The organism is Streptomyces sp. NPDC104313 (genome assembly GCF_055583985.1).
Genome location: NZ_JBVJMW010000018.1, coordinates 57,264 through 83,665, shown reverse-complemented (window position 1 = coordinate 83,665; position 26,402 = coordinate 57,264). Strand labels below are relative to the sequence as shown.

At 71.9% G+C, this 26,402-nt stretch carries 21 protein-coding genes and 1 riboswitch; of the genes, 14 read left to right on the top strand and 7 right to left on the bottom strand.

What is annotated here, in order from left to right; genetic code table 11:
• The first annotated feature begins 128 nt into the window (after nucleotides 1-128).
• From ACZ60Q_RS31370 to ACZ60Q_RS31360, 3 genes are all read left to right on the top strand, one after another.
• On the top strand, nucleotides 129-1,745 hold the full coding sequence (locus ACZ60Q_RS31370; RefSeq protein ID WP_469640950.1) for a succinic semialdehyde dehydrogenase: 1,617 nt from the start codon (nucleotides 129-131) through the stop codon (nucleotides 1,743-1,745).
• Between the two features lie 61 nt (nucleotides 1,746-1,806).
• The gene (locus ACZ60Q_RS31365) at nucleotides 1,807-3,747 is read left to right on the top strand and encodes a GMC family oxidoreductase N-terminal domain-containing protein (protein WP_469640949.1); all 1,941 of its coding nucleotides are present in this window, start codon (nucleotides 1,807-1,809) and stop codon (nucleotides 3,745-3,747) included.
• 101 nt (nucleotides 3,748-3,848) lie between these two features.
• Nucleotides 3,849-5,618 (top strand): peptidase, encoded by a 1,770-nt coding sequence (locus tag ACZ60Q_RS31360; RefSeq protein WP_469640948.1) that lies wholly within the window; start codon nucleotides 3,849-3,851, stop codon nucleotides 5,616-5,618.
• 421 nt (nucleotides 5,619-6,039) lie between these two features.
• Here the strand turns inward: ACZ60Q_RS31360 and ACZ60Q_RS31355 are convergent, their stop codons facing one another.
• Complete coding sequence (locus ACZ60Q_RS31355) at nucleotides 6,040-6,342, bottom strand: chorismate mutase (protein WP_469640947.1); 303 nt, start codon at nucleotides 6,340-6,342, stop codon at nucleotides 6,040-6,042.
• 355 nt (nucleotides 6,343-6,697) lie between these two features.
• Between ACZ60Q_RS31355 and guaA the strand changes: the two genes are divergently transcribed.
• The 6 genes from guaA to ACZ60Q_RS31325 all read left to right on the top strand — a co-directional run bounded on the left by guaA (nucleotide 6,698) and on the right by ACZ60Q_RS31325 (nucleotide 12,727).
• Nucleotides 6,698-8,284: a glutamine-hydrolyzing GMP synthase gene (guaA, locus tag ACZ60Q_RS31350; protein WP_469640946.1), complete on the top strand. Its 1,587-nt coding sequence runs from the start codon at nucleotides 6,698-6,700 to the stop codon at nucleotides 8,282-8,284.
• Between the two features lie 138 nt (nucleotides 8,285-8,422).
• Nucleotides 8,423-9,037 (top strand): Uma2 family endonuclease, encoded by a 615-nt coding sequence (locus ACZ60Q_RS31345; protein WP_469640945.1) that lies wholly within the window; start codon nucleotides 8,423-8,425, stop codon nucleotides 9,035-9,037.
• A gap of 43 nt (nucleotides 9,038-9,080) precedes the next feature.
• Entirely contained in the window at nucleotides 9,081-9,836 is a 756-nt protein-coding gene (locus ACZ60Q_RS31340) for an SAM-dependent methyltransferase (protein WP_469640944.1), read from the top strand.
• Nucleotides 9,837-9,928: 92 nt separating this feature from the next.
• Nucleotides 9,929-10,717 carry a class II aldolase/adducin family protein gene (locus ACZ60Q_RS31335; RefSeq protein ID WP_469640943.1) on the top strand — a complete coding sequence of 263 codons (789 nt, stop codon included), beginning with the start codon at nucleotides 9,929-9,931 and terminating at the stop codon, nucleotides 10,715-10,717.
• Between the two features lie 113 nt (nucleotides 10,718-10,830).
• A complete protein-coding gene (locus ACZ60Q_RS31330) occupies nucleotides 10,831-12,099 on the top strand; it encodes a hypothetical protein (protein WP_469640942.1) in 1,269 nt (422 codons plus the stop codon).
• Between the two features lie 118 nt (nucleotides 12,100-12,217).
• Nucleotides 12,218-12,727 (top strand): DoxX family protein, encoded by a 510-nt coding sequence (locus tag ACZ60Q_RS31325; protein WP_469640941.1) that lies wholly within the window; start codon nucleotides 12,218-12,220, stop codon nucleotides 12,725-12,727.
• On the opposite strand, the gene ACZ60Q_RS31320 is transcribed toward ACZ60Q_RS31325, so the two are convergent.
• Together ACZ60Q_RS31320 and ACZ60Q_RS31315 are read right to left on the bottom strand one after the other, a co-directional pair.
• On the bottom strand, nucleotides 12,634-12,897 hold the full coding sequence (locus tag ACZ60Q_RS31320) for a hypothetical protein (RefSeq protein WP_469640940.1): 264 nt from the start codon (nucleotides 12,895-12,897) through the stop codon (nucleotides 12,634-12,636). The genes ACZ60Q_RS31325 and ACZ60Q_RS31320 overlap by 94 nt on opposite strands.
• The gene (locus tag ACZ60Q_RS31315) at nucleotides 12,884-14,236 is read right to left on the bottom strand and encodes a PspC domain-containing protein (protein WP_469640939.1); all 1,353 of its coding nucleotides are present in this window, start codon (nucleotides 14,234-14,236) and stop codon (nucleotides 12,884-12,886) included. Before ACZ60Q_RS31315 ends, ACZ60Q_RS31320 begins: the two co-directional genes overlap by 14 nt.
• 217 nt (nucleotides 14,237-14,453) lie before the next feature.
• Between ACZ60Q_RS31315 and ACZ60Q_RS31310 the strand changes: the two genes are divergently transcribed.
• Both ACZ60Q_RS31310 and ACZ60Q_RS31305 read left to right on the top strand, forming a co-directional pair.
• Complete coding sequence (locus ACZ60Q_RS31310) at nucleotides 14,454-15,743, top strand: PspC domain-containing protein (RefSeq protein WP_469640938.1); 1,290 nt, start codon at nucleotides 14,454-14,456, stop codon at nucleotides 15,741-15,743.
• Nucleotides 15,740-16,435 (top strand): LuxR C-terminal-related transcriptional regulator, encoded by a 696-nt coding sequence (locus ACZ60Q_RS31305; protein WP_007450924.1) that lies wholly within the window; start codon nucleotides 15,740-15,742, stop codon nucleotides 16,433-16,435. Before ACZ60Q_RS31310 ends, ACZ60Q_RS31305 begins: the two co-directional genes overlap by 4 nt.
• A 78-nt stretch (nucleotides 16,436-16,513) precedes the next feature.
• Here ACZ60Q_RS31305 and ACZ60Q_RS31300 read toward each other — a convergent pair whose 3' ends face one another.
• Both ACZ60Q_RS31300 and ACZ60Q_RS31295 read right to left on the bottom strand, forming a co-directional pair.
• On the bottom strand, nucleotides 16,514-17,284 hold the full coding sequence (locus tag ACZ60Q_RS31300) for a GNAT family N-acetyltransferase (protein WP_469640937.1): 771 nt from the start codon (nucleotides 17,282-17,284) through the stop codon (nucleotides 16,514-16,516).
• Nucleotides 17,285-17,326: 42 nt separating this feature from the next.
• On the bottom strand, nucleotides 17,327-18,403 hold the full coding sequence (locus tag ACZ60Q_RS31295; RefSeq protein WP_469640936.1) for a C40 family peptidase: 1,077 nt from the start codon (nucleotides 18,401-18,403) through the stop codon (nucleotides 17,327-17,329).
• Nucleotides 18,404-18,649: 246 nt separating this feature from the next.
• On the opposite strand from ACZ60Q_RS31295, the gene ACZ60Q_RS31290 reads away from it, so the two are divergent.
• Nucleotides 18,650-19,003, top strand: a complete 354-nt coding sequence (locus ACZ60Q_RS31290) for a hypothetical protein (protein WP_469640935.1) — start codon at nucleotides 18,650-18,652, stop codon at nucleotides 19,001-19,003.
• 94 nt (nucleotides 19,004-19,097) lie between these two features.
• Here ACZ60Q_RS31290 and ACZ60Q_RS31285 read toward each other — a convergent pair whose 3' ends face one another.
• The gene (locus ACZ60Q_RS31285) at nucleotides 19,098-20,285 is read right to left on the bottom strand and encodes a C40 family peptidase (protein WP_469640934.1); all 1,188 of its coding nucleotides are present in this window, start codon (nucleotides 20,283-20,285) and stop codon (nucleotides 19,098-19,100) included.
• A gap of 8 nt (nucleotides 20,286-20,293) precedes the next feature.
• A riboswitch (cyclic di-AMP (ydaO/yuaA leader) is annotated at nucleotides 20,294-20,459 on the bottom strand.
• Between the two features lie 333 nt (nucleotides 20,460-20,792).
• On the opposite strand from ACZ60Q_RS31285, the gene pcrA reads away from it, so the two are divergent.
• Complete coding sequence (gene pcrA / locus ACZ60Q_RS31280; protein ID WP_469640933.1) at nucleotides 20,793-23,234, top strand: DNA helicase PcrA; 2,442 nt, start codon at nucleotides 20,793-20,795, stop codon at nucleotides 23,232-23,234.
• Nucleotides 23,235-23,358: 124 nt separating this feature from the next.
• On the opposite strand, the gene ACZ60Q_RS31275 is transcribed toward pcrA, so the two are convergent.
• Nucleotides 23,359-25,083, bottom strand: coding sequence for a peptidoglycan DD-metalloendopeptidase family protein (locus tag ACZ60Q_RS31275; protein WP_469640932.1), 1,725 nt, complete (start codon nucleotides 25,081-25,083; stop codon nucleotides 23,359-23,361).
• Between the two features lie 771 nt (nucleotides 25,084-25,854).
• Here ACZ60Q_RS31275 and ACZ60Q_RS31270 point away from each other — a divergent pair.
• Nucleotides 25,855-26,268 (top strand): cobalamin B12-binding domain-containing protein, encoded by a 414-nt coding sequence (locus ACZ60Q_RS31270; RefSeq protein WP_003966859.1) that lies wholly within the window; start codon nucleotides 25,855-25,857, stop codon nucleotides 26,266-26,268.
• Nucleotides 26,269-26,402: the final 134 nt, after the last annotated feature.

The window sequence follows — 26,402 nt, the reverse complement described above, 5'->3', positions numbered from 1 at the left end:
TGATCAGCGCTTATGCCGCCAGCGATCACTGGCTCGTTCGGGGAGAGGGGCGGCAGGGGTGGCGGGTCCTGTGAAAAACTGTTACCCACGGGTACCCAAAGACTCCGGCTGGACATACTCTCGGCCTCATGACGGACTCGCAGGCCCCTGACGCCCCACTCGGTACGAACCCCGTGGCGGTCGCCCCCGCCGGGGTGCGTACCGCCGCCGACGTGGTCACCCCCGAGGTGATCGCCCAGCTGACCCGCGGCGTCGTCGGGTCGGGCCGCACGGCCAACCACACCCCCTTCACCGGGGAGAAGCTGGCCGACCTGCCCGAGTCCACCCCCGAGGACGTCGCCACCGCCTTCGACCGGGCCCGCGCCGCCCAGCCGGTCTGGGCCGCCGTCCCCGTACGGCAGCGGGCCGCCGTCCTGCTGCGCTTCCACGACCTCGTCCTCAGCCGCCAGTCCGAGGTCCTCGACCTCATCCAGCTGGAGACCGGCAAGGCCCGCCTGCACGCCCACGAGGAGGTGCAGGCCATCGCCATCGCCGCCCGCCACTACGGTCGCAAGGCCGCCGCCTACCTCAAGCCCCGCCGCCACACCGGCGTCGTCCCGATCCTCACCAAGGTCACCGAGCTGCGCCAGCCGCGCGGCGTCGTCGGCCAGATCGCCCCCTGGAACTACCCGCTCGAACTCTCCGTGGGTGACGCGCTGCCCGCGTTCGTCTCCGGCAACGCCGTCGTGATGAAGCCCGACACGGAGACCGCGCTCACCGCCCTGTGGGCCCGCGACCTGCTGATCGAGGCCGGACTGCCCGCCGAGGTCTTCCAGGTGGTCCTCGGCGAGGGCCCCGTCGTGGGACCCGAGGTCGTCAGCCACGCCGACTACGTCTCCTTCACCGGCTCCACCCGCACCGGCCGCGAGGTCGCCGTGGGCGCCGCGTCCCGGCTGGTCGGCGTCTCCCTGGAGCTCGGCGGCAAGAACGCCATGCTCGTACTGAAGGACGCCGACGTCGAGAAGGCAGCCGCCGGAGCCGTCCGCGCCTGCTTCTCCTCCGCCGGGCAGCTCTGTATCTCCATCGAGCGGCTGTACGTCCATGAGTCCGTCGCCGACGACTTCGTGGAGCGCTTCGCCACCCGGACGAAGGCCATGCGGCTCGGCAACGCCCTGGCCTACGGGGCCGACATGGGCTCCCTCGTCGGCGAACGCCAGCTGGAGGCCGTCACGCGCCACGTCGACGAGGCCGTCGAGAAGGGCGCGAAGGTGGTCGCCGGTGGCGTCGCCCGCCCCGACATCGGCCCGCTGTTCTACGAACCGACCATCCTCGACGGGGTGGAGGCCCCGATGGCCGTCTGCACCGAGGAGACCTTCGGGCCGGTCGTCTCGATCTACCGCTTCAGCGACGAGGACGAGGTGATCGCGCTGGCCAACGCCACCCCGTACGGCCTCAACTCCAGCGTCTGGACCACCGACTCCCGGCGCGGTCACCAGGTCGCGGCCCGGCTGCGCACCGGCACCGTCAACATCAACGAGGGGTTCGCCCCCGCCTACGGCAGCGTCCAGTCCCCGATGGGCGGCATGAAGGAGTCCGGCCTCGGCCGACGGCACGGCTCCGAGGGCATCCTCAAGTACACCGAGGCACAGACCGTCGCCCAGCAGCGGCTGATGCCGCTCGCGCCCGCCTTCGGGATGGACGACGAGAAGTACGCCGCGCTCATGACCAGCGGCCTCAAGGCGATGAAGGCTTTCCGGCTGCGCTGAACGCCCCGGAGACCGCCGCGACGTCCGCCCTTTTCGTACCGATTCCGTTCCGAGGAGTGCCATGTCCCAGGACAGCCCTGCCCAGAAACAGGTCGTGAGCCCCGCGTCGGCGAACTCCTTTCAGGCGAGCCCCGTTCCGGCGAGCCCCGCGTCGGCGAGCCCTGTTCCGGCTGAGGACGACGCCGCGTACGACTACGACGTCCTGGTCGTCGGATCGGGCTTCGGGGGCGCGGTGTCGGCGCTCCGGCTGACCGAGAAGGGCTACCGGGTCGGGATCCTGGAGGCGGGCCGCCGCTTCACCCCCGCCACCCTCCCCAAGACCTCCTGGGACCTCAAGAACTACCTCTGGGCCCCCGCGTTCGGCCTCTTCGGCGTCCAGCGGGTCCACCTCCTCGGCAAGGTCATGGTGCTCGCCGGGGCCGGTGTCGGCGGCGGATCGCTCAACTACGCCAACACGCTGTACGTGCCGCCGGCCCCGTTCTTCGCGGACCGGCAGTGGGCCTCGATCACCGACTGGCAGGACGAGCTGAAGCCGTACTACGACCAGGCCCGGCGCATGCTCGGGGTCCGCCTCAACCCGACCATGACCCCCTCCGACATCCATCTCAGGGCCGCCGCCGAGGCCATGGGCGTCGGCGACACCTTCCACCTGGCCCCGGTCGGCGTCTTCTTCGGCGACGGCAAGGACGCCGACGGCACCGCGAAGGCCGGGCCAGGCTCCACCGTTCCCGACCCGTACTTCGGCGGCGCGGGCCCCGCCCGTAAGGCCTGCACCGAGTGCGGCGAGTGCATGACGGGCTGCCGCCACGGCGCCAAGAACACCCTCAACGAGAACTACCTCCACCTCGCCGAGAAGGCCGGGGCGGCCATCCACCCGATGACCTCCGTCGTCGCGGTCACCGACGACCCCGAGGGCGGCTACCGGGTCCTCACCGTCCCCACCGACCGCCGCCGCAGGGCGAAGCCCACGAAGCTGCGCGCCCGCGAGGTCGTCGTCGCCGCCGGAACGTACGGCACCCAGACCCTGCTGCACACCATGAAGGACCGGGGTCTGCTGCCCCGGCTCTCCGCGAGGCTCGGCGAGCTGACCCGTACCAACTCCGAGGCTCTGGTGGGCTCCCAGACCAGCGATCGCCGCTACCGCAAGAAGCACGGCACGGCGAAGGCCGACTTCTCGCAGGGCGTCGCGATCACCTCCTCGATCCACCCGGACGACCACACCCACATCGAGCCCGTCCGCTACGGCAAGGGCTCCAACGCCATGGGCGCGATGTCGATACTCCAGGTCCCCTACGGGGCCCACCGGGTGCGCGGCTGGCTCGCCAACATGGTCAAGCACCCCACCCTCGCCGCCCGTTCGCTCTCCAACCGTCACTGGTCCGAGCGCACGATCATCGGACTGGTCATGCAGTCGCTCGACAACTCCCTGACGACGTACCGCAAACCGGGCGGCATCGGCAAGGGCCTGCTCACCGCCCGCCAGGGCCACGGCGCGCCCAACCCGACCCAGATACCGGAGGCCACCCACAGCGCCACCCTGCTCGCCGAGGAGATCAACGGCTTCGCCGGCTCCAACGTCGGCGAGCTGATGGGGACCCCGCTCACCGCCCACTTCCTCGGCGGCTGCCCGATCGGCGCGAACGCCGACGAGGGCGTCATCGACCCGTACCACCGCCTCTACGGCCACCCCGGCATCAGCGTCGTCGACGGCTCCGCGGTCTCCGCCAACCTCGGCGTCAACCCCTCGCTGACCATCACCGCCCAGGCCGAGCGCGCGATGTCCTTCTGGCCCAACAAGGGCGAGGCGGACCCTCGCCCGGAGCAGGGCGATGCCTACGAGCGGCTCACCCCCGTCGAGCCGCTCGCACCGGCCGTGCCGAAGGAGGCGTTCGGCGCGCTGAAGCTGCCGTTCCTGGGCATTCCCGTGGTGCCACCCAAGGGGACGGCGGAGGCCGGGGCGGACGTGAAGGGCGTCGGGAACACACCCGTACCCAATCCGTGATCATTCTCCGGGCAACTGTTCGGTGAGCTGCGCGGTCGAACCCGTACCGCGACAACTGTCACAGCAGTCAGACAGCTCCTGCCGAGTCCCAGAGGTTCCCGATGACACCCTTCTTCCCGAGGTCCGCGCTGCGCCGTGCGGCCGGCTCTCTCACCGCCGCGGGCCTGCTGGCCACGGTCTCGCTCGCCGGGGCGGCCGCCCCGGCACAGGCCGCCGGCCCCCCGGTGTTCACCCTCGGCGGGCCCGCCGGGACCGCCCTGCACCCGTTCCCGGAGAGCGGCGCACCGGAGGGGGCCACGGTCGGGATCACCGTCAACAACCCGTCGCAGGACGAGGGGAACGGCGGTTACGGGGGCGACTTCACCCTCACCTTCGATCTCGGCGGTGTCGAGGGCGTCGCCGACGTGGCGTTCGACGGCGAGTCCGGCCCGGACTGCGAGATCACGGGTACGAAGGCCGTCTGCGAGGACTGGGGCATCTGGCCCGGCCTCCAGAGCGTCGCGGACCTCACGGTCACCGCCGCCGAGGGCAGCGAGGCCGGGGACACCGGCACGATCACGGTGACCGGCGCGGCGCAGGGCGTGACCTTCACCCCGTTCACCACCCGGCTCACGGTCGGCGGCCCCGACCTTGTCATGGAGCAGCTCCCCTTCGACCAGGAGCTGAACCCGGGCGACGAGCAGCAGGCCCCGATCACCTTCGCCAACCGGGGCACCCGGGCGGCCGACGGCGTCCTGCTCACCCTGCTGTACTCCCGCGGCCTCGACCTACCGCAGCGCTACTCCAACTGCGAGTACACCGAGGACGACCCGGGCGTCCCCGGCGTCGGCTGGACCACCGCTCTCTGCTCGGTCCCGGGCTCCTTCGAGGTGGGCGAGACGTACACCCTGGAGACCCCGCTGACCATCGAGGCCACCACCCGCGCCTTCTACGACACCTTCGTCTACCGCATTCACGAGGACGGCGCCGCCCAGCGCGAGGCGCAGCGCGCGGGCGCCCCCTTCGCGCGCGGCGCGGGCCCCGTGCTGAGGGCCGTCCCGGTGAAGGACCCGCGGAAGAAGGGCGCGACCGCACGGGGCGGGGACCTCGCCCCGTGGGACAACCAGCAGGAGGCCGACTTCCGTACGAAGAACACGGCCGACTTCGTGGCCTACGGCGACCAGGTGTCCGGAGCCGAGGGCGACACGGTGAAGGCAGACATCGGCTTCCGCAACAAGGGCCCGGCCTGGATCGGTTACCTCCGCTCCGGCGAGGACGTCGCCACCGTCGACTTCACCGTCCCGCAGGGCGCTTCGGTCACCGCGAAGCCGGACCGCTGCCGCGCGGTGACCGCCGATGGGAAGGACCGCGAGGACCAGGGGAGCCCCGCGCCGCGCTACCTTTGCCACACCTCCATGACCGTGCGGGACGACGGCGGCCTCGACCTGCCCTTCGAACTGCGGATCGACGAGGCCCTGATCGGCGCGAGCGGCGAGGTGACCGTCCGCAGCACCTGGCCGCAGAATCCGAAGCTGCCGTTCGACCCGAAGCCCGCCAACAACACCGCGCATCTCGTCCTGAACGGCGAGGGCGAGGGGTCCGACTCCGGTGGCACCACGGACGGTGCCGGCGGCGGCTCCGGCGAACCGTCCGCCCCGCCGACCTCGGCCCCGGACCCGGAGGAGAGCCCGTCGTCCGCCACCTCCGGATCCTCGGCGTCCACCACGTCCGGCGGCTCGGCGGGTACGACCGCGGGCTCCGGCGGCGGGGGCGGCCTCGCCTCTACGGGATCGATCGCCCTGATCGCCTCGGGCATGGCCGCCGCGGCGCTGGCGGCGGGCCTGGTGCTGTTCACGGCCGCACGGCGGCGGGCCGCCGGGCAGAGCGCCTGACCGGCCGAGGGAGACGAGGCGGCGAAGGGGACGGGCCCGGCCCGGACGACGTTCCGATGCGGCCGACCCGGGCGTCCCCGGGTTCGGCCGCATATGGGGTGACCGGACTGCTGTCCCCTGCGGACCGGTCACATACGCCGAGTCGTGGTCCCACGACGTACCTGAGGTACGTCACACGTCCCGGCGGAGCCACGCGTGGTTCCTGCCGATGCCGCCCCTGGCCGGCGCGGACATCAGGACCAACGAAGGCACAGCGCTCCCGGTCACGCGCCGTACGGGTGAGACGGGCCCGAACGCAGATACGGCCCCTGTCCGGCAAGCGGAGAACCGTTCCCTCGAAGAGAGTCTCGCGAGGCTCCCGCAGGACCCCCGCGAGGCTCCCGCAGAACCCCCGCGAGGCAGTCCGCCCCGGCCGGGGCGCTCACACCCGGCCGCGGCACAGCTCCAGGAGCGTCATGGCCAGCGCGGTGCCCGGCTTGCCCAGCGCGTCCCTGTAGTGGCCGAGCACGGCCGTCTCCCGGGAGAGGTTGACCCGACGGCCGCCCGAGGTGATCCGGGCCTCCTGGATCACCGCCGAGACGGCCATCCGTTCCTGGACGAGACCGATGATCCGGTCGTCGAGGGTGTCGATGCGCTCCCGGGCGCCGCCGATCAGGGCGGCGGCCTCGTCGGTGTGGGCGCCGGTCCGCTCGGCGGGGGTGACGGCGGTGGTGGTGCTGCTCATGGTGGTGACTCCCGGTGGGGTGGCGGCCCCCCGAGCGATGGACCCGGACACGCGAGACGCCCCGGGCCTGTCGGCCCGGGGCGCCTGGAACGTTGCTTGTCAGTAGCTCAAGCAGCACGACCATGGCAGCCGGCGGGCCGGATGCCATAGGTAAAGACGAAGGTCGTGTGCTGACGCATGGGGCACAGTATGGCCCCGCTCCGGCAGGGCCGACAAAACGGGGCCCGGATCGTGAGACGCGCCACGTGCCGGTCCTGGCGTGTCCGCCCCCGTCACCGGCCCGGCCAAGGGTCCGCGCACGGCCGGTAGAATCGGAAGAACCGACCCCCCTTCACCACCGCCGGAAGGCCGCCCCGTGCCAGCAGCACCCCCCGCCGCCCCCGACGCCACGGCCGACGTGGTCCTCGTCGTCGACTTCGGCGCGCAGTACGCCCAGCTCATCGCCCGCCGTGTCCGTGAGGCCCGGGTCTACAGCGAGATCGTCCCGTCCACCATGCCGGTGGCCGAGATGCTGGCGAAGAACCCGCGCGCGATCATCCTCTCCGGCGGCCCCTCGTCGGTGTACGCGAAGGACGCGCCCTCCCTGGACCGCGCGCTCTTCGAGGCCGGGGTCCCCGTCTTCGGCATGTGCTACGGCTTCCAGCTGATGGCGACCGCGCTCGGCGGCACGGTCGACGACAACGGGGCCCGTGAGTACGGCCGCACCCCGCTGCACGTCTCCAAGGCGGGCTCGACGCTCTTCGAGGGCACACCCACCGAGCAGCCGGTGTGGATGTCGCACGGCGACGCCTGCTCGGCGGCCCCCGAGGGCTTCACCGTCACCGCGTCCACCGACGTCGTGCCGGTCGCCGCCTTCGAGAACGACGAGAAGAAGCTCTACGGCGTCCAGTACCACCCGGAGGTCATGCACTCGACCCACGGTCAGCAGGTCCTGGAGCACTTCCTCTACCGCGGCGCGGGGATCGAGCCGAACTGGACCACGACCAACGTGGTCGAGGAGCAGACCGCGCTCATCCGCGAGCAGGTCGGCGACAAGCGCGCCATCTGCGCCCTCTCCGGCGGTGTGGACTCCGCGGTCGCCGCGGCCCTCGTCCAGAAGGCCATCGGCTCCCAGCTGACCTGCGTGTACGTCGACCACGGGCTGATGCGCAAGGGCGAGACCGAGCAGGTCGAGAAGGACTTCGTCGCCGCGACCGGCGCGAAGCTGAAGGTGGTCGACGCACAGAAGCGCTTCCTCGACGCCCTGGCCGGGGTCTCCGATCCGGAGCAGAAGCGGAAGATCATCGGCCGCGAGTTCATCCGCGTGTTCGAGCAGGCCCAGCTGGAGATCCTCCAGGAGGACGGACCCGAGGTCGCCTTCCTCGTCCAGGGCACGCTCTACCCGGACGTCGTCGAGTCCGGCGGCGGCACCGGCACCGCCAACATCAAGTCCCACCACAACGTCGGCGGTCTCCCCGACGACATCGAGTTCCAGCTCGTCGAGCCGCTGCGCCAGCTGTTCAAGGACGAGGTCCGCATGGTCGGCCAGGAGCTGGGCCTCCCCGAGGAGATCGTCCAGCGCCAGCCGTTCCCCGGCCCCGGCCTCGGCATCCGCATCGTCGGCGAGGTCACCAAGGAGCGCCTGGACCTGCTCCGCGACGCCGACGCCATCGCCCGCGAGGAGCTGACGGCGGCCGGCCTGGACCGCGACATCTGGCAGTGCCCGGTGGTCCTCCTCGCCGACGTCCGCTCGGTCGGTGTCCAGGGCGACGGCCGCACCTACGGCCACCCGATCGTGCTGCGCCCGGTCTCCTCCGAGGACGCCATGACGGCCGACTGGTCGCGCCTGCCGTACGAGACGCTGGCGAAGATCTCCACCCGCATCACCAACGAGGTCGCCGACGTCAACCGCGTCGTCCTCGACGTCACCAGCAAGCCGCCGGGGACGATCGAGTGGGAGTGACCTTCCCGCTCCCGGCGAGCCCGTAGGGCTCTCCCGAGTCAACGCCGATGCCGTCGCTCATTCGTTTGGGCGGCGGCATTGTCGTATCGGATGGGTACGCTGAGTGAAGAGACGAGACTTCGGCGTATGGGAGTAATCATGAGCGCCGCACCCAAGCCCGAGCTTGAGGAGCAGGAGCCGTACCGGTGGCCCGTTCCGCCGGAGGGCGGCTGGACGGCGGACGACCTCGACCGGATTCCGGGCCTCCCGCCCCACACCGAGCTGATCGACGGGAGTCTCGTCTTCATGAGTCCGCAGCGCAAGTTCCACACACGAGCCATGTGGCTGCTGGAATCGGCTCTTCTCGCGCACGTTCCCGCGGATCTGGACGTCGACCGGGAGATGACCATCAGGCTGGACCGGAGGAACCGTCCGGAGCCCGACCTGCTGGTCTATCGGGCTGAGGCGGACACAGGCGCCGACCAGACCTGGTACGCACCGGAGGACGTCGTTCTTGCCGTCGAGGTCGTGTCGCCCGACTCCGAGGACCGCGACCGGGGTGTGAAACCGCGCAAGTACGCCGAGGCCGGAGTGAGGCACTTCTGGCGGGTCGAGCAGGGAGCCGATGACCTGCCTGTCGTCTACGTCTACGAGCTCGACCCGGCGACGGACACGTACACGCCCACCGGAATCCACCGCAAGAAGATGAACCTCGACGTCCCGTTCCCGATCGACGTGGATCTCAGCGAGATCTATCGCCGAGGCCGCCCGTAACCCACTGGCAGGGAGCCTGACCCCCGTGCCAGGCTCCCTCCTCATGTCCGCCGAAGAAGTCCGCGCCATCGTGTCCGCCGCCGGTAACGACCGCCTCACCTGGAACACCCCGCTCTCCGAGGAGCACGCGGCCCGGCTGGTCGCCGCCTGCGACCCCGCTCCCGGATCGCGGATCGTCGATCTCGGCTCCGGCTGGGGCGAGCTGCTGATGCGGCTCGTCGAGTCCGCGCCCGGCTCCACCGGGGACGGCGTCGAGACCGACCCGGCCGCCGTGGCGCGCGGGCGCAAGCTCGCCGGGGAGCGAGGGCTCACGGGCCGCGTGCGGTTCCACGGGGTGCCCGCCGCCGAGTGGGCCGGGGGCGGATACGACCTCGCCGTCTCCATCGGCTCCTCGCACGCCTGGCCCGGCACGACCCGGGAGGCCCTCACCGCCCTCGCCGCCACCGTGCGCCCCGGCGGACGGGTCCTGTTCGGCGAGGGGATCTGGCTGAAGGAACCGACCCCCGCCGCGCTGGAGGGCATCGGAGCCGGGCCCGGGGACTTCGGGTCGCTGCCGGAGCTGATCCGGCTGGCGGAATCCGTCGGGCTGCGCGCGCTCCAGGTCACCGTCGCCGACGAGCGCGAATGGGACCTCTTCGAATCCGAGGGCCCGATCGGGCGCGGGCAGCGCTGGGCGCTGGAACACCCGGACCATCCGCTGCACACCGAGGTGACGGCCGAGGTCGACGCCCGCCGCACGGGCTACTACGGCGGCTACCGCTCGTCCTTCACCCTCGCCTATCTGGTGCTCAGCACCTGACGCCCGGTCCGGGGCGCGTCGCGCCTCTGGTCACCTGACCCGCCCGGCGGTAGCTTCCGGTCCCGTACGCCCAGGGAACCCGAGGAGCCGCCATGCCCGAGCCGGTCGCCGTGCCCGCCCCCGCCCCGATCCCCGTCGAACAGCTCCGGTTCGCCATGCCGCCCGTGCACGCCTCGCCGGGCGAGGAACGCGCGTACCGCAGGGAGCGGCTGGCGGGCGCGCTGCGGCTGTTCGGGCAGCTCGGTTACGAGGACGGGGTCTCCGGGCACATCACCGCCCGCGACCCCGAACTGGCGGACTGCTTCTGGGTCAACCCGTTCGGCGTGCCCTTCGCCGACATCGCCCCGCGGGACCTGATCCTCGTCAACGGCGACGGCCAGGTGCTCCAGGGCCGCTTCCACGTCAACCAGGCCGCTTTCGCCGTGCACGCGGCGGTGCACCGGGCCCGCCCGGACACCGTGGCCGTCGCGCACACCCACTCCACGCACGGGCGGGCGCTCGCCGCGCTCGGGGAGCCGATCGAGCCGATCACCCAGGAATCCTGCGCCTTCTACGAGGACCATGCGCTGTACGACACGTACTCCGGGGTCGTCGTGGACGAGGACGAGGGCCGACGGATCGCCGCCGCGCTCGGGCCGCACAAGGCGGTGATCCTGCGCAACCACGGGCTGCTGACCGTCGGCGGCTCGGTGGACGCGGCGGCCTGGTGGTTCCTCACGATGGAGCGCGCCTGCCAGGTGCAGCTGCTGGCGCGGGCCGCCGGGAAACCGGTCCTCATCTCGCACCGGGACGCCGTCACCACCCGCGACCACCTCGGCGGCGACCTGGTTGCCTGGATCAACTACCAGCCCCTGTGGCAGCGGATCGTTCGAACATTCTGACGGTCCCCGCCCGCCGGTCGCCCCGATGCGGGAAGCGCCCGCCCCGTACGGCACAATTCGCTGATATCGCAGGTGAGTTGGCTGTACCGGGGCGGGAAAGGGTGTAATCCTCCGTGGCGTTGGACGAATCCAGGACGAGCGGCACGCACGGCGGCGGCTGTACGTGTGGCGACTGCCCGCACGGAGCCCGTCACGGACACCGGCGTGCGGTCGCCGCGTTCCTGGCCAAACGGGACGAACTGGCGGCGGGCAAGGGGCTCCCCGCCGGGGTCGCCCAGTCCGCGTCCGCGTCCCGCCAGTGGGTGTCCGACGAGCTGACCGGGTCCGCCCGTACCGTCGCCGAACGGGCCCGGGAAGCCGGTGACGCCTGGCTTCACCAGGTCTGGCGGGGGACGCTGTTCGCCGTCTGGGGAGCGGCCGGGGCCCTCCTCGTCGGTGCGAGCCTCACCGCGATCGGGGCCGGCTGGTCCACCGCCCGGACCGCCGCTCTGATCGCCGCCCTCCTCACGGCCGGGCTGCTCACCGCCGCCGCCCGCTTCCACCGCGCCCGGGGCGGCCTCCTCGCCCCGCTGATCGGGGAGGACAACCGGCTCTCCACCTCCCGGACGGTTGCCGCCGGATGGGTGCTGCTGGCCGTCTTCGCCGTGCTCGTCCTCGCGCTGCAACTGGCCGGGGCCTCCGACCCGGAGAGAAGGGACGCGCTGATCGAGGGGCTCGACCTCGTGCGTTCCGCCGGGGTCGTGGCCGTACTGGCCCTTGTCTGCGCGGTCGCTGTCGTCGTGCGCCGCGTGGTGACCGTGAGGGTGCTGGGCCAGCGGCTCCAGAAGCTGCGCGCGGACCGGCCGCGCGCCGCCGACCTGCTCACCGACGACTCGGGGCGCGGCTCCTTCACCGATGTGCAGTACGTGCTGGTCAGCGCCGTCGCCGTGCTGTTCGCCGGGGTCCGCCTGGCCCGCCGCCCCGAGCAACTGCCCGACCTGCCGTGGGGGCTCGCGCTGCTGGTCGCCGTCTCGGCGGCGACCTACTTCGCCGGGAAGTACGCGGAGGGCGGCCGGCCCGTCGTGCTGTCCGTCGTGCGGGCCCGGGAGGCCGGGGACCTGGACGCCCCGATCCGGACCGGCGACGACATCGAGATCCGGGGCGCGGGCTTCGTACCGCCCGGCTCCGGCAGCCCCGACCGACTGGCCCGGCTCGTCGTACGGATCGGCACCGTGCACGTCCACGTCCCCCTGATCCCGGTCGCCGGGGGCTTCGCCAACCCGACCGACACCGTCCTGACCGTGCCCGTTCCGGTCGAGGTCGAGCCGGGGACCGTGGACGTCCAGGTCGTCACCGCGGCCGGGGTGGAGACCAACCGCTGCCCGATCGACGTCACGGACTGACCGTCACCCGGCCCCGGGCGAATTTCCGCCGCCGATCGCGTCCCATCCCTGGTGAGCAGCGCGCCCAGGGCGTACGTATGGTCGAGGTGACGGGACTTCGGGAAGCGGGGCAGCGGTGATGAACGGTTACGGCGGCGGATCGTATGGTCTGGGCGAGCGCAGGACGCTGAGGGAGCAGGCGGGTACGTACGCCCTGCTGCCGCTGCGGATCTTCCTCGGCGTCACCTTCGTCTACGCGGGCCTCGACAAGCTCACGGACAGCGCGTTCCTGTCCGCGACCGGCACCGGATCCATCGGCGAGATGATGCGCGGGGTGCGCGACTCCTCCGCGATTCCCGCCCTCGTAGACCTGGGGCTGAAGAGCCCCGAGGGCTTCGGCTACGCCATCGCGATCGGTGAACTCCTCGTCGGACTCGGCACCCTCGTCGGCCTCTGGGCCCGGCTCGCGGCGCTCGGCGGCGCGCTGATCTCGCTGAGCCTCTGGCTGACCGTGAGCTGGCAGGCCACCCCGTACTACTACGGCAACGACCTGCCCTACCTGATGGCGTGGCTGCCGCTGGTACTCGCGGGCGCCACCGTGTTCTCCGCCGACGCCTTCCGTGCCTCGCGCCGCCGCCGCAGCATGTAGGCGGCCCACGTCACCGTCGCGGCCAGCCACAGTCCGCCGAGGAACAGCGGCAGGAAGAACGTCCACGGAACCTCCCAGGCGCCGGCGGCATCGGCCGCATACCCGCCGGCCAGGCCCAGCATCGCCAGCCCCGCCACCGCGCGGCCGGGCCGGAATTCATGACGCGGCACGGGTGACCTCCACCTGTCCGATGCCGACTTCCAGCACCAGTTCGATCGTTCCGGCGGGCTTCGTGCCCGCCGGCGGCGGCAGCGTCCGCTGCTTCGCCTCGTCGCTGTTGATCCGGACCTGGACCCGCTGCCCCTCCTCCAGCCGGATCTCCCCGAGACGCGCCTCGGCGCGCACCTTCACCGTCACGTTCTCCGGGACGACGACGGCCGCCCGCCCCGCCGTCACATCGAGCCCCGTCCGCACGGTCTCACCCTTGGCCACCTTCAGCCCGGACAGATCCAGCCGGGCGTCGCCCGTCCTCAGCTCGTAGTGAGGCCGGAGGGCGGCCACCGAGGCGGGCTGCCACTCCTGGCGGGCCCACGAGGTGCCGATGTCCTTCGGCAGCACCGCCGCTCCCGCCAGCAGGCCCGCCGTGACCATCGCCATGAGGACCGTGCCGAAGCCGGTCCGTCCCAGCACCGAGGCGATCAGCAGGCCGAGCCCGAACACCCCGAGGGCGGCGACCAGGCCGATCTGGAGAGCGGTGCCCAGCGGCTGCTGCTCCCAGCTCAGCCCGGTGCCCAGACCGCCCGCCACCAGCGCTGTCAGGAAGACCGGACCGCCGATGGAGCGCGGCCCGCGCGGCGCGGGCGACGGCTCAGGCGTCCGGAACGGGGCGTCCGCACCGGGCCGCCCGGCCTTCTCCCCGGCGCGTATCGTGCCGACGGCCGTGTCCGGCGGCCCCCACAGATAGCCGGGGCCGACCCGCCCCGTGGTCCCGTCCTTGACGATCGGGTCCCGCCACCACGACGGACTGCCCGGCGTCGGCGGGGCCTTCACCTCCGGCGGCGGCGTGCCGAGCCCGCCGGAGTGCGCGGGGCCGGGCGGGGCCGCCGGGGCGCCGGGCGGAGCTGCCGGGTCCGCCGGGGCCCCCGCCGTCCGCCGGGACTGCGTCCACACGGAGAACCCGACGACGGCCAGCGTCAGCAGCGCGGCGAACGCCAGCATCCCCCGGTTGTGCAGCATCGACAGGAACAGCCCACAGCCGATCAGCGCCAGCAGCAGCGCCACCAGCGACGCCCCGTCGACCCGCCCCGACAGCAGTTTGCGCGCCTCGTTCTCGTCGTCGCCGTCCGCGGGGAGCAGCAGCCAGGCGAAGCCGTAGAAGATCAGCCCGATGCCTCCGGTCGCCGAGAGCACACCGAGCACGATCCGGAAGATCACCGGATCCACGTCGCAGTACCGGCCGAGTCCGCCGCACACCCCGGCGACGACCTTCTGTCGCGGGGTGCGCCGCAGCGTCGGCTTCGGCGCTTCGGGGGGCGCGACGCCGGGAGCGGCGTCCGAGGGAGCGGTCATGACTCCATGGTGACGGTCCGGACCGCCCGCCGGGACCCGCGCCGACCCTGGCCGGTCCCTGATATTGCCCGCGTACGCCCCTGAAGGGCCGGGGCGCACGCGCCGGGCGGAGCGGGGAGGGGAGCTGCCATCAGGCCGTACGCGGGGGAGAGCGTCAGGGACACTTCGGGGGCCTACCCTGATGCCACCCCACGTCCGCGCGTGTGACGATCGGGGTATGCCAGCCGCCACCGCCCGAGCCGCCAGCTCCCTCGCCGCCGACCCGGAGGAGCCCGCAGCACCACGCAAGCTCTACCGCAGCGCCGACGGCCGGCTGCTCGGCGGCGTCGCGCGCGGGCTCGCCGGACACCTCGGACTGCCCGTCGCCTGGGTGCGGTTCCTCTTCCTCGGCCTGTTCTTCACCGACGGCCTCGGCGCGGTGCTCTACGCGGTGTTCTGGATCGTCGTGCCCCTCGGCGTCGGCGGCGTCGACGCCCCGCGCTCCGTGTTCGAGACGTCGGCGGACGGACGCCGCAAACTCCGCAAACCAGACAGGGGTCAGGTCTTCGCGCTGGTCGCCCTGACCGTCGGGGCCATCGCGTTCGTCGTCAACGTCGACATGGGCAGCGAGGCCGACCGCTACATCTGGCCCACCCTCCTGATCGGCGCGGGCTCCGTCCTGGTCTGGCGGCAGGCGGACAACGCCCGCCGCGCCCGCTGGATGGAGACCGGCCGCAACCGCAAGCTGCTGCACCTGGCCCGCGGCCTCGCCGGAGTGGCCCTCGTCGGCCTCGGCCTCGCCGTGTTCATGGTGGTGCGCGGCTCGGCCGCCCAGCTCGGCAATGTGCTCACCGCGGCCATCGCCGTCCTCACCGGCATAGCCCTGCTCGCCGGCCCCTACCTGGTGCGGATGACCCAGGACCTCTCCGAGGAGCGCCGCATGCGCATCCGCGCCCAGGAGCGGGCCGAGGTCGCCGCCCACGTCCACGACTCCGTGCTGCACACCCTCACCCTGATCCAGCGCAACGCCGACGACGGCGGCGAGGTCAGACGCCTCGCCCGCGCCCAGGAACGCGAGCTGCGCAACTGGCTCTACAACCCCGAGGGCACCGGCAAGGACGAGGACGACGAGCCGGAGACCCTGGCGGAGGCGGTCAAACGGGCCGCCGCCGAGGTCGAGGACAAGCACGGCGTCCCGCTGGAGGTCGTCGTGGTCGGCGACTGCCCCCTCGACGACAAGCTCACCGCACAGATGCAGGCCGCGCGCGAGGCGATGGTCAACGCCGCCAAGTACGGTGGCGAGGGTGGCGCCGTCCAGGTCTTCGCGGAGGTCGAGGGCCGCACGGTCTTCGTCTCCGTACGGGACCGGGGTCCGGGATTCGACCTCGACGAGGTTCCCGGGGACAGGATGGGCGTACGAGAATCAATCATCGGCAGGATGCAGCGCAACGGCGGCAGCGCCCGGCTGCGTTCGGTGCCCGGCGGGGGCACCGAGGTCGAGTTGGAGATGGAGAGGGCGAGCGAATGACCGAGAACACCGAAGCCACCGGGGGCCCGGAGCGACGGGTACGGGTCGTGCTCGTCGACGACCACCGGATGTTCCGCACCGGGGTGCAGGCAGAGATCGGCCGCACCGAGGAGACCGGCGTCGAGGTGGTCGGCGAGGCCGCCGACGTCGACCAGGCGGTCACCGTCATCACGGCGACCCGCCCCGAGGTCGTCCTCCTCGACGTCCACCTCCCGGGCGGCGGCGGCGTCGAGGTGCTCCGCCGCTGCGCCCCCATGATGGGCACGGCCGAGAACCCGGTCCGCTTCCTCGCGCTGTCCGTCTCGGACGCCGCGGAGGACGTCATCGGCGTCATCCGGGGCGGCGCGCGCGGCTACGTCACCAAGACGATCACCGGCACCGACCTGGTGAACTCGGTCTTCCGGGTCCAGGAGGGCGACGCGGTCTTCTCGCCGCGCCTGGCCGGCTTCGTCCTGGACGCCTTCGCCTCCACGGACGCCCCGCCGGTCGACGAGGACCTGGACCGTCTCACCCAGCGCGAGCGCGAGGTGCTCCGGCTGATCGCCCGCGGCTACGCGTACAAGGAGATCGCCAAGCAGCTGTTCATCTCGGTGAAGACGGTCGAGTCGCATGTCTCGGCTGTCCTCAGGAAGCTCCAGCTCTCCAACCGGCACGAACTGACCCGGTGGGCGACGGCACGACGCCTGGTCTGAGACCGGCTCTCCCCTGTTGGTCCGAGGCGCTCCCTGTTGGTCCGAGGCCGGCGCTCCTTGTCGGTCCGAGGCCGTGGCTCAACTGTCGGCCGGGTCGAGCGAGATATTGACCTTCTCGCCGATCCGGCGGTATCCGATGCTCGCGTAGACCCGCTCGACCCCGGGGTCGCCCGGCTCCAGCCAGACCGTCCGGCAGCCTTGGCCGAAGGCCCGTTCCGTCAGCCACGCGGAGAGCGCGGCGCCCACGCCCCGGCGTCGGTAGCGGGCGGTGACGGCGAGCCCGGTCAGTTCGCTCAGGCCGTCGATCGCGGCCGAGCAGCCGCCGGCCCCGGCCGGCGCGCCGTCGAGGGCGGCCAGTGCGGCGACCCCGTCGCCGGTGGCCGCCGCGCGCAGCCAGTCGGTCATTCCCCGCTCGGGCTCGCCCTCGCCGCCGAAGCCGTGGTGCTGGACGCGGGCGGCCTCGGTGAACTCCCGCTCGGTGACCGGCGTGCCGATGCGGAGGCCGTCGACCGGTTGTGGCGTCCGGAGGTCCTCGCGGCCGCAGGCGAGCAGCGGTGCGCGGTTCTCCACGGTGAAACCGGCGGCCGACAGGACCGGTTCGACGGCCGGCGCCCAGGCGGGCAGGAACTCCAGGCGGGGAAGCCGTTCGCGCTTGCCGAACGCGGCGACCAGCGCCGCCACGTCGTCCGCCGTGGGTTCCGCGTCCCGGTCGGGGATGGCGTAGTTGGCGTACTTCAGTTTCCAGCCCGGGTTGTGCCGGACGGTGAACGGGCCCACCCGGTAGTGGTCCGGAGAGCGCAGCGCGAGCGCCCGGGCGTAGTCCTGGACGGCGTTCGCCATCGACGTCATACGGGAGTTCCTCAGGCGGGAGATCGGGACCGGCGCGGCAGACTATGCCACCCGGGTCGCTCCGGCGAAAGGCAGGTGATCGACGGGCGCGATACGGACCGGCGCTCCCGGGCGCGGGGCGTGGATCATCTGGCCGCCGCCGATGTAGAGGCCGACATGGCTGATCCCGGGGTAGAAGAACACCAGGTCGCCGGGGGTCAGTTCGGATCGGGGGACCCGGACCCCGGCGTTGATCTGGGTGTAGGTGGTGCGCGGCAGGCTCACGCCCGCCGCTTTCCAGGCCGCCTGGGTCAGCCCCGAGCAGTCGAAGGCGTTCGGACCCGTCGCGCCCCAGACGTACGGCTTGCCGATCGCGCCGTACGCGAAGGCGACGGCCTGGCCGGCGCGGGAGTTGGGCGCGGTGACCGGGGTGCGAGCGGTGGAGCGGTCGGCGTGGGCCGGGCCGCCACCGTGCCGGGCGTCGGCGACGCGTTCGTAGGCGGCGCGCTCGTCGGCGGTCAGGGTGACCAGCAGCCTGCGGGCGTCGGCCAGCTTGGTGCGGATCGCGGTGCGCTGTTCGCGCAGCTCGACGCGGCGGGCGGCGAGGCGTTCGGTCTCCTGGTCGGCGCGGGCCTTGACGCGGGTGATCTGGGAGACCTGCCGCTTGATGTTCCGTAGCAGGCCGCTCTGCCGGTCGCCCACCCGGTCGAGGTAGGAGGAGCGTCGCAGATAGGCGTCGGGGTCGGAGGAGAGCGCCAGTTGCAGGGCCGGGTCCAGGGTGCCGCTGCGGTACTGCGCGGTGGCCAGCGAACCGAGGGCGTTCCGGGCGCTGTTGAGGCGGGCGGTGCGGCGGGCGGCCTCGTCGCTCAGGGTGTCGACGGCGCGGGTGGCGGTGGTCGCCTTCTCCTTCGCCCCGTTGTACTTCTCGGTGGCGACCTCGGCTTCGTGGTACAGCCGGTCGACCTTCGCCTTCACCTGCGTGGCGGTGGGGGCCGGTTCGGCGGGGGCCGCGCCCGCTCCGGTGACCGAGCCGGCGGTGGCGGCCCCGGCGAGCGCCAGAGTGGCGGCGGTGCGGGCAGCAGGGCCGGTGAGCGGGCGCTGCTTGGGTTTTCGGTGAGCTGACCTGCGGTGCGCTGCCACGGGGGCGGCATCCTTCCTGTCGGCTGCCCGCCGGGGGGTATCGGCGGGTCCGTGAAGGACGCTAATCCCGGTGCCGGGAAAAGAATCGCCATGACCACTATTGCCCTGATGTGACGTTCAACCGGTCATGGTTGATCACCAATACATCCACATATCAGGGCAATGCGATTCATCTCGGAGAAAGCGCGCAAGGAAGGCTTGCCTCACTGAAAGGTAAAACCCCGGCCGTGGCTAGTCTCCGGAACCATGGACGTACTCATCAATGTCTTCGTCGCCCTGCACATCATCGGCATCGCCTCCCTGCTGGGCGGTTTCCTGACGCAGATGAAGGCCATGGGAGCGGGCACCGCGCGCTTCATCCCCGCCATGCTGCACGGCGCGCTGACCATGCTCGTCACCGGCATCGCCCTGGTCGGACTCAATCAGGCCGACGGCCAGACCGTGAACAACGTCAAGATCGGGATCAAGCTCGCGCTGCTGGTCGTGATCCTCGCCCTCGTCTACGTCAAGCGGGACGAAGAGACGGTGGACAAGGGCGCGTTCGCCGCGGTCGGTGGACTGACGGCCGCCAACATCTTCATCGCCACGGTCTGGACCTGAGTCCGCGCGGGGTGCGCCCGCTCCGGGCGGTGCGCCCGCTCTAGGCGGTGCGCCCGCTCTAGGCGGGGCGTACGCTCCGGGCGGTGCGCCCGTTCTAGGCGGGGCGTACGCTCCCGTGGATCGGCATGTAGTAGATCGACTCCTCGCGCACGTTCGCACCCGGCTTCGGGGCGTGGATCATCATCCCGTCGCCCTTGTATATGCCGACGTGGCTGATGTCGTCGTAGAAGAAGACCAGGTCTCCGGGGAGCAGGTCGGACGTGGCGACCCGGGTCCCGACCTCGACCTGGTCCCAGGTCGTCCGGGGCAGGGTCACGCCTGCCTCCCGCCAGGCCGCCTGCGTCAGCCCCGAGCAGTCGTAACTGGAGGGGCCCGACGCGCCCCACACGTACGGCTTCCCGATCTGGGCGCGGGCGAAGGCCAGCACCTTCTCCGCCTTGGCGGCGTAGCCGCTGTCCGTACCGGTGCCGGAGCCCGGCTCCGTGCCCGTGCCGGAACCGGAGCCCGTGCCCGAACCGCCGCCGGACTCCTTCGCCGTCTCCTCGCGGGCCTTCTCCCCGGCCTCGGCCCTCTCCTTCGCCTCGGCGGCCTGCCGGGCGGCCAGCTTCGCCGCCTTCTCCTCCGCCTCGGCCTCCTTCTCGCGCTCCAGCTCCGCCAGCCGCGCCTTCTCCTCGGCGGTCAGCCTCGACAGCAGGCCCCGGGCCTCCGTGAGCCTGGTCTGCACGCCCTTCTTGCTGGAGGCGAGCGTGGCCTGCGTCTCCGTGAGGGCCTCCAGGCTCTTCACCGCCTCCGCGCGCTTCTTCGCCGCCGAGGCCTGCTGCGTACGGACCTCGGTGACGGCCTTCAGCTGCCGCTCCGTGGCCCGGTCCATCAGCCGGCTCTGGTCGAAGTACCCCTGCGGGTCGTCCGCCAGGAAGAACGTCGCGGTGGGCGTGATGCCGCCGCTGCGGTACTGGGCCGTCGCGTAGGAGCCCAGCGCCCTGCGCGCCTCGTTGATCTTCTCGGTCCGCTTCGCCACGTCGGAGAGCAGTGTGTCGACCTTCGTCCGCTGGGACGCGGAGGTGGCCTTGGCCCGGTTGTACTCCTGGGTCGCGGCGCCCGCCTGCCGGTACAGGGCGTCGACCTTCTTCCGGACTTCCTCGATGGCGGGCTTCGGCTCCGCGGGAGCCGCCGTGGCGCTCTGCGTGGAGAGCAGCGTCACGGAGGCCAGCGCGGCCGTCGTCAGCCCGACGGCGGGGGCGGTGGTGCGCACCTTCGTGCGCGGCTTGCGATGCGATGCCAAGGCCTGCGTCTCCTTCCGTGGACCGCCTACCGGGTCAGCTGTCGGGTTCGGACGGAACGGAAGGCTGTCCTACGGTCCGGATGCGAGGGCACGGACCGATTCACCCCGGTGCTGTGTGTGGGTCCCCGGTTCCGAACTGCCAGGGAGGCAGCACGGATTCGGCGGAAGTGCCCGTCGGGCGTGGTTCGCTCCAGGGAGGTACGGGTCACTTGACCGAGCACGCTAGCCAACCGGCCCCGCCGCTGGGAAGGACGATGAGCGATATGCCCGATACATTTTCGTGACCTTTCCGGCTCGGGGGTCCGGCACCCACCCCCGAGGGCTCCGGCACTCCCTCCGACCGGGCACTCCTTCACGGAACGTCGCCGCCCGTTCTCGGTGCGTGTCCGGCGGGTCCGGCGGGTGTCCGGTGGATGTCCGGTGCGGGCGTGTCGGAGGCCGGTACGGAGAGCCCGTTCTCGGCTTCGGCGGAAGGTTGTCAGTCCGGCCGCCTAGACTCGGGAGGCGATGAGCAGCCTCTTTGACGACAGTTTCCTGACAGGCCTCCAGCCCGCGGAGGACGGCCCCCCGCCGCCGCCCGAGGGCCACGCGCCCGAAGCGGTGCCGGAGGGACTCTTCGAGGGCGTCTACGACGCGCCCCCGCCGCCCCGGGACGGGTACTACCGGGACGGTCACCCGCGCCCGGTGATCGACTCCGCCGCGCTGCTCGACGGGCTGAACACCGAGCAGCGCGCCGCCGTCGTGCACGCCGGGTCCCCGCTGCTCATCGTCGCCGGGGCCGGTTCCGGCAAGACCCGGGTCCTCACCCATCGCATCGCGCATCTGCTGGCCGAGCGCGGGACGCACCCCGGGCAGATCCTCGCGATCACCTTCACCAACAAGGCCGCGGGCGAGATGAAGGAGCGCGTCGAGCAGCTCGTCGGCCCGCGCGCCCACGCCATGTGGGTCATGACCTTCCACAGTGCGTGCGTGCGCATCCTGCGCCGCGAGTCCAAGAAGCTCGGTTTCACCTCGTCGTTCTCGATCTACGACGCCGCCGACTCCAAGCGCCTGATGGCTCTGGTCTGCCGCGACCTGGACCTGGACCCCAAGCGCTATCCGCCGAAGTCCTTCACCGCCAAGGTCTCCAACCTCAAGAACGAGCTCATCGACGAGGAGACCTTCGCCGGACAGGCGGCGGACGGCTTCGAGAAGACGCTGGCCCAGGCGTACGCGCTCTACCAGGCCCGCCTGCGCGAGGCCAACGCCCTGGACTTCGACGACATCATCATGACGACGGTCCACCTGCTCCAGGCCTTCCCGGACGTCGCCGAGCACTATCGTCGCCGTTTCCGTCACGTCCTGGTCGACGAGTACCAGGACACCAACCACGCCCAGTACACGCTGGTCCGTGAGCTGGTCGGCCCGGCCGGAGAGGCAGACGCCCCCGCCGAGCTCTGCGTGGTGGGAGACGCGGACCAGTCGATCTACGCCTTCCGGGGCGCGACCATCCGCAACATCCTCCAGTTCGAGGAGGACTACCCGAGCGCGACGACGATCCTGCTGGAGCAGAACTACCGCTCCACGCAGACGATCCTCTCCGCCGCCAACGCCGTCATCGAGCGCAACGAGAGCCGCCGCCCCAAGAACCTCTGGACCAACGCCGGCAGCGGCGCCCGCATCACCGGCTATGTCTCCGACACCGAGCACGACGAGGCACAGTTCGTCGCCGACGAGATCGACCGGCTCACCGACGCGGGCGACGCCAAGGCGGGCGACGTCGCCGTCTTCTACCGGACCAACGCCCAGTCCCGTGTCTTCGAAGAGATCTTCATCCGCGTCGGCCTGCCCTACAAGGTCGTCGGCGGCGTGCGCTTCTACGAGCGCAAGGAGGTCCGGGACGTCCTGGCCTATCTCCGGGTCCTCGCCAACCCCGAGGACACCGTCCCGCTGCGCCGCATCCTCAACGTCCCCAAGCGTGGCATCGGCGACCGCGCGGAAGCCATGATCGACGCCCTGTCGATGCGCGAGAAGATCTCCTTCCCGCAGGCACTGCGCCGCGTCGACGAGGCGTACGGCATGGCCGCCCGCTCGTCCAACGCCGTCAAGCGCTTCAACACGCTGATGGAGGAGCTGCGCACGATCGTCGAGTCCGGCGCCGGACCCGCCGTCGTGCTGGAAGCGGTCCTGGAGCGTACGGGCTATCTCGCCGAGCTCCAGGCCTCCACCGACCCGCAGGACGAGACCCGCATCGAGAACCTCCAGGAACTGGCCGCCGTCGCCCTCGAATTCGAGCAGGAGCGTGGCGAGACGGAGGGCGCGGGCACGCTCGCGGAGTTCCTGGAGAAGGTCGCGCTCGTCGCCGACTCCGACCAGATCCCCGACGAGGACGAGGACGGCTCCGGCGTCATCACGCTGATGACCCTGCACACGGCGAAGGGTCTGGAGTTCCCGGTCGTCTTCCTCACCGGCATGGAGGACGGCGTCTTCCCGCACATGCGGGCCCTCGGCCAGACCAAGGAGCTGGAGGAGGAGCGCCGCCTCGCGTACGTCGGCATCACCCGCGCCCGCGAACGGCTCTATCTGACCCGGGCCGCGATGCGCAGCGCCTGGGGACAGCCCTCGTACAACCCGCCCTCGCGGTTCCTGGAGGAGATCCCGGAAGCGCACCTGGACTGGAGGCGCAAGGGTCCGATGGCCGCCCCCGCCGGGCCCACCTCCGGCATCACGTCCTCGCTGTCCTCCTCCCGCTCCCGCTCCGGCCCTTCGGGCTTCGCCACCAGGCGCGGCGGCGCGGAGAAGCCGACGGTCACCCTGGTGGCCGGGGACCGGGTCACGCACGACCAGTTCGGGCTCGGCACGGTGACGGCCGTCGAGGGCTTCGGCGACCAGGCCAAGGCGACGGTCGACTTCGGCGACGAACGCCCCAAGAAGCTGCTGCTGCGGTACGCGCCGGTCGAGAAACTGTAGACGGGCCGGGGCCGGACAGGGCACGCCCGTCCGGACCGGACAGACGGAAGCGGGAGGGAGGGCCTCGGCCCTCCCTCCCGCTTCCGTCTGTCCGCTTCCGTGATGTCGTTCTCGTGATGTCGTCTCAGCTCGGGTCGACGCCCTTGCTGCGCAGCCACGCCAGGGGGTCGATCGCCGAGTCGCCGCCGGGCCGGACCTCGAAGTGCAGGTGCGGACCGGTGGAGTTCCCCGAGTCTCCGGAGTACGCGATGACGTCACCCGCCTTCACCGGGCCCGAGCGGATCTTGGTGCTGCTGAGGTGGCAGTACCAGGTCTCGGTGCCGTCGGCGGCGGTCACGATCGCCATGACCCCGTAGGCGTTGTCCAGCTGGGTGCGCACGGTGCCGTCGGTCGCGGCCATCACCGGGGTGCCGTACGAGACGGGGAAGTCGATGCCGGTGTGCACGGACATCCAGTTGAGGCCCGCCTGACCGTAGTAGGCGCTGAGTCCGTGCTGCTTGACCGGCAGGACGAACTTGGGTCGCAGCGCCTCGCGGCGTGCGGCCTCCTCCTCGCGCTTCTTCTTCTCCGCCGCCTGCCGCTCCCGCAGGTCGATGCGTTCCTGGGTGCGGCTCGCGCGCTCACGGAAGTCGTCGCTGCCCTCGGAGAGCTGCTCCAGCTGGCTGTCCAGCCGGTTGTTCGCGGCGACCGGCTTGACCGTGCTGGGGTCGGCGACCGCCAGCGAGGTGGTCGTCTCCTCCTGCTTCTCCTCGCCGCCGGGCATCCCGCCGACCGAGGCGGCGGCGATGCCCGCGACGCTCATCACGCAGGCGGAGGGCACCGCGACGGTCAGCAGGGCGGAACGCTTGGCGGGAGTACGCCGACGGGCCCGGTTGCGGGGGGAGGGAGGGCGGGAGGCGGTGCGGTTCACGGTGTGCGGGGCGGGGAAGCCGTCCCCGGCGTCCGGCTCCGGCGCGGCGTCCGGTGCGAGCGCGGCGAACTCGGCGGTGGAGGAGTGGCCGGTCTCCGGGTCCTCGGCCGTACGGTCCGGTTCGGCCGCGGCCCCGGGCACCGTCGCGTCGACCGGCTGCTGTTCGTACAGCGGGTACGACGTCTGTTCGGGTTCGTACGCGGTGTCCCCGGGCGTGGCGCCGGAGTTCCACGCGGTCGCGTCGTAGGCGCCCGTGTCGTACGTGTCCGTGCCGTAGGACCCGGTGCCGTAAGCGCCGGTGTCATATGAATCGGTGTCATATGTGCCAGTGGCGTACGAACCGGTGTCATGCGTGCCGGTGGTGAAGGCGGTGGTGGCGTACGTCCCGGTGTCGGCGGCCGCCGTGCCGTACGCGCCGGTCGGATACGACCCGGTCTCGTAGGCGTCGGCGCCGTGGGCACCGCCGGTTCCGTACGCGGTACCGGCCGGGTACGTACCGGTGTCGTAGGCGCCGGTCCCGTAGCCACCGGTGTCGTGCGCCTCCGTGGCGTACGCGCCGGTGTCGGCGGTCGACCACTGGCCGGTCGACCACTGGCCGGTCAGGTCCTGTTCGGCGACCTGTTGCCAGGCCCCGGAGGTGTCCCACTGCTGCGGGGCCTGCTCCTGGACGGCGTAACCGTCGTAGGCGGACGTCTGCTGTGCGCCGGTGTTCCACGCGGAGGAGTCGTACGGGCCGCTGTGGTCCGGCTGTCCGGCCGCGTACGGGGTGTCGTAGCCGGCGCCGTAGGTGGTGTCGCCGTATCCGGCGGCAGGGTGACCCGCGCCGTAGCCGGTGTCATGGCCGCCCGGAAGGGAGCCGAAGAGCGGGTCGGTGTCGAAGCTGCCGGTCGATCGGTCGTCGTACCCGACATGCCCGGCGTGGGGGTGCTGGTCGCTCACCAAGTTCTCTCTCGCCTCGGCAGCAGGACTGTTCTGGGGCACCGGTCAGGGGAGTCCCAGGGGGGAAGCAGTGGCCGCGACTGTACCCGGCGGTATGTGAGGACGACAATCTTCGACAGGTTTTGCGTTCGCAGGAAACGGGCAATCGGCCGCCTTTCGGTGGACGGCAGGCGCAGCCTTGGCCCTACGTTCGAGTGATGTTCTATTTAAGGTCGCGGCGGTCGTCCCGGTGGGGGAACCGGCGGCGGTGGCGGTGCCCTCTCCGGCCTCCGGGCAGGGTGGTGGCCGCGCGTGGAGCTGCCTCGCCCGGGTGGTGGTGGCGAGGTGAGCCGCGTCGTCCTCATCGGCGCCGTCGGGGCCGGTGCTCGTCGGCCGGGGCGTCGGGCGGGGCGGCGGGGGAGGAGAGGGAGGAGATTCCGGCCGGCCTCCTGCGCCGGCGCACCGGGATACGGCTCCCGTCCCCGTGCGCCCTCGTGGGGTGCCGGCACGAGTGTCGCGGGGCCGGTGGGCGGCCGGGTGGCGACGGAGGCCGTACCACCGTGCCGTGCGGCTGGCGGCGCGGTGGTACGGCGACCTCGTAGCGGCTCCCCTTCGCGCCGGACCCCGCGCGGCCGGAACGCCGCGTGGTACCGGGGCGACGCCTGGCGAACATGTCCCCCATGTGATTTCCCCCTCCCCGCCTGCCGCGAAACAGCGCCTTGCGGGATGCTGTGGATAACGTTCGTTCACATCCCCGGCCCTTCAGGCGCGGGAGACCAGGTGGAGGCAGTGATGGGTGTGACCGGTCCGATCCGTGTGGTGGTGGCCAAGCCGGGACTCGACGGCCACGACCGCGGGGCCAAAGTCATCGCGCGGGCGTTGCGGGACGCCGGTATGGAGGTGATCTACACGGGGCTCCACCAGACGCCCGAGCAGATCGTCGACACGGCGATCCAGGAGGACGCCGACGCCATCGGTCTCTCGATCCTCTCCGGGGCGCACAACACGCTGTTCGCCAAGGTGATCGAGCTGCTGAAGGCGCGTGAGGCGGAGGACATCAAGGTGTTCGGCGGCGGGATCATCCCGGAGGACGACATCGCACCGCTGAAGGAGCTGGGCGTCGCGGAGCTGTTCACCCCGGGGGCGACGACGACCGAGATCGTCACGTGGGTCAACGCCAACGTCCGCCAGGCCGCCCAGGCCTGACCACCGATCCCTGGAGCGGGCCCGCTGCGTACGGGCCCGCGCGGGCGGCGGCGGTTCCGTCGCCGCCCCACGCCGTCGCCCACGCCCACGTCTTCGACCGCGCCCACATGCTCACTTGACACGGCGGCGGGCGG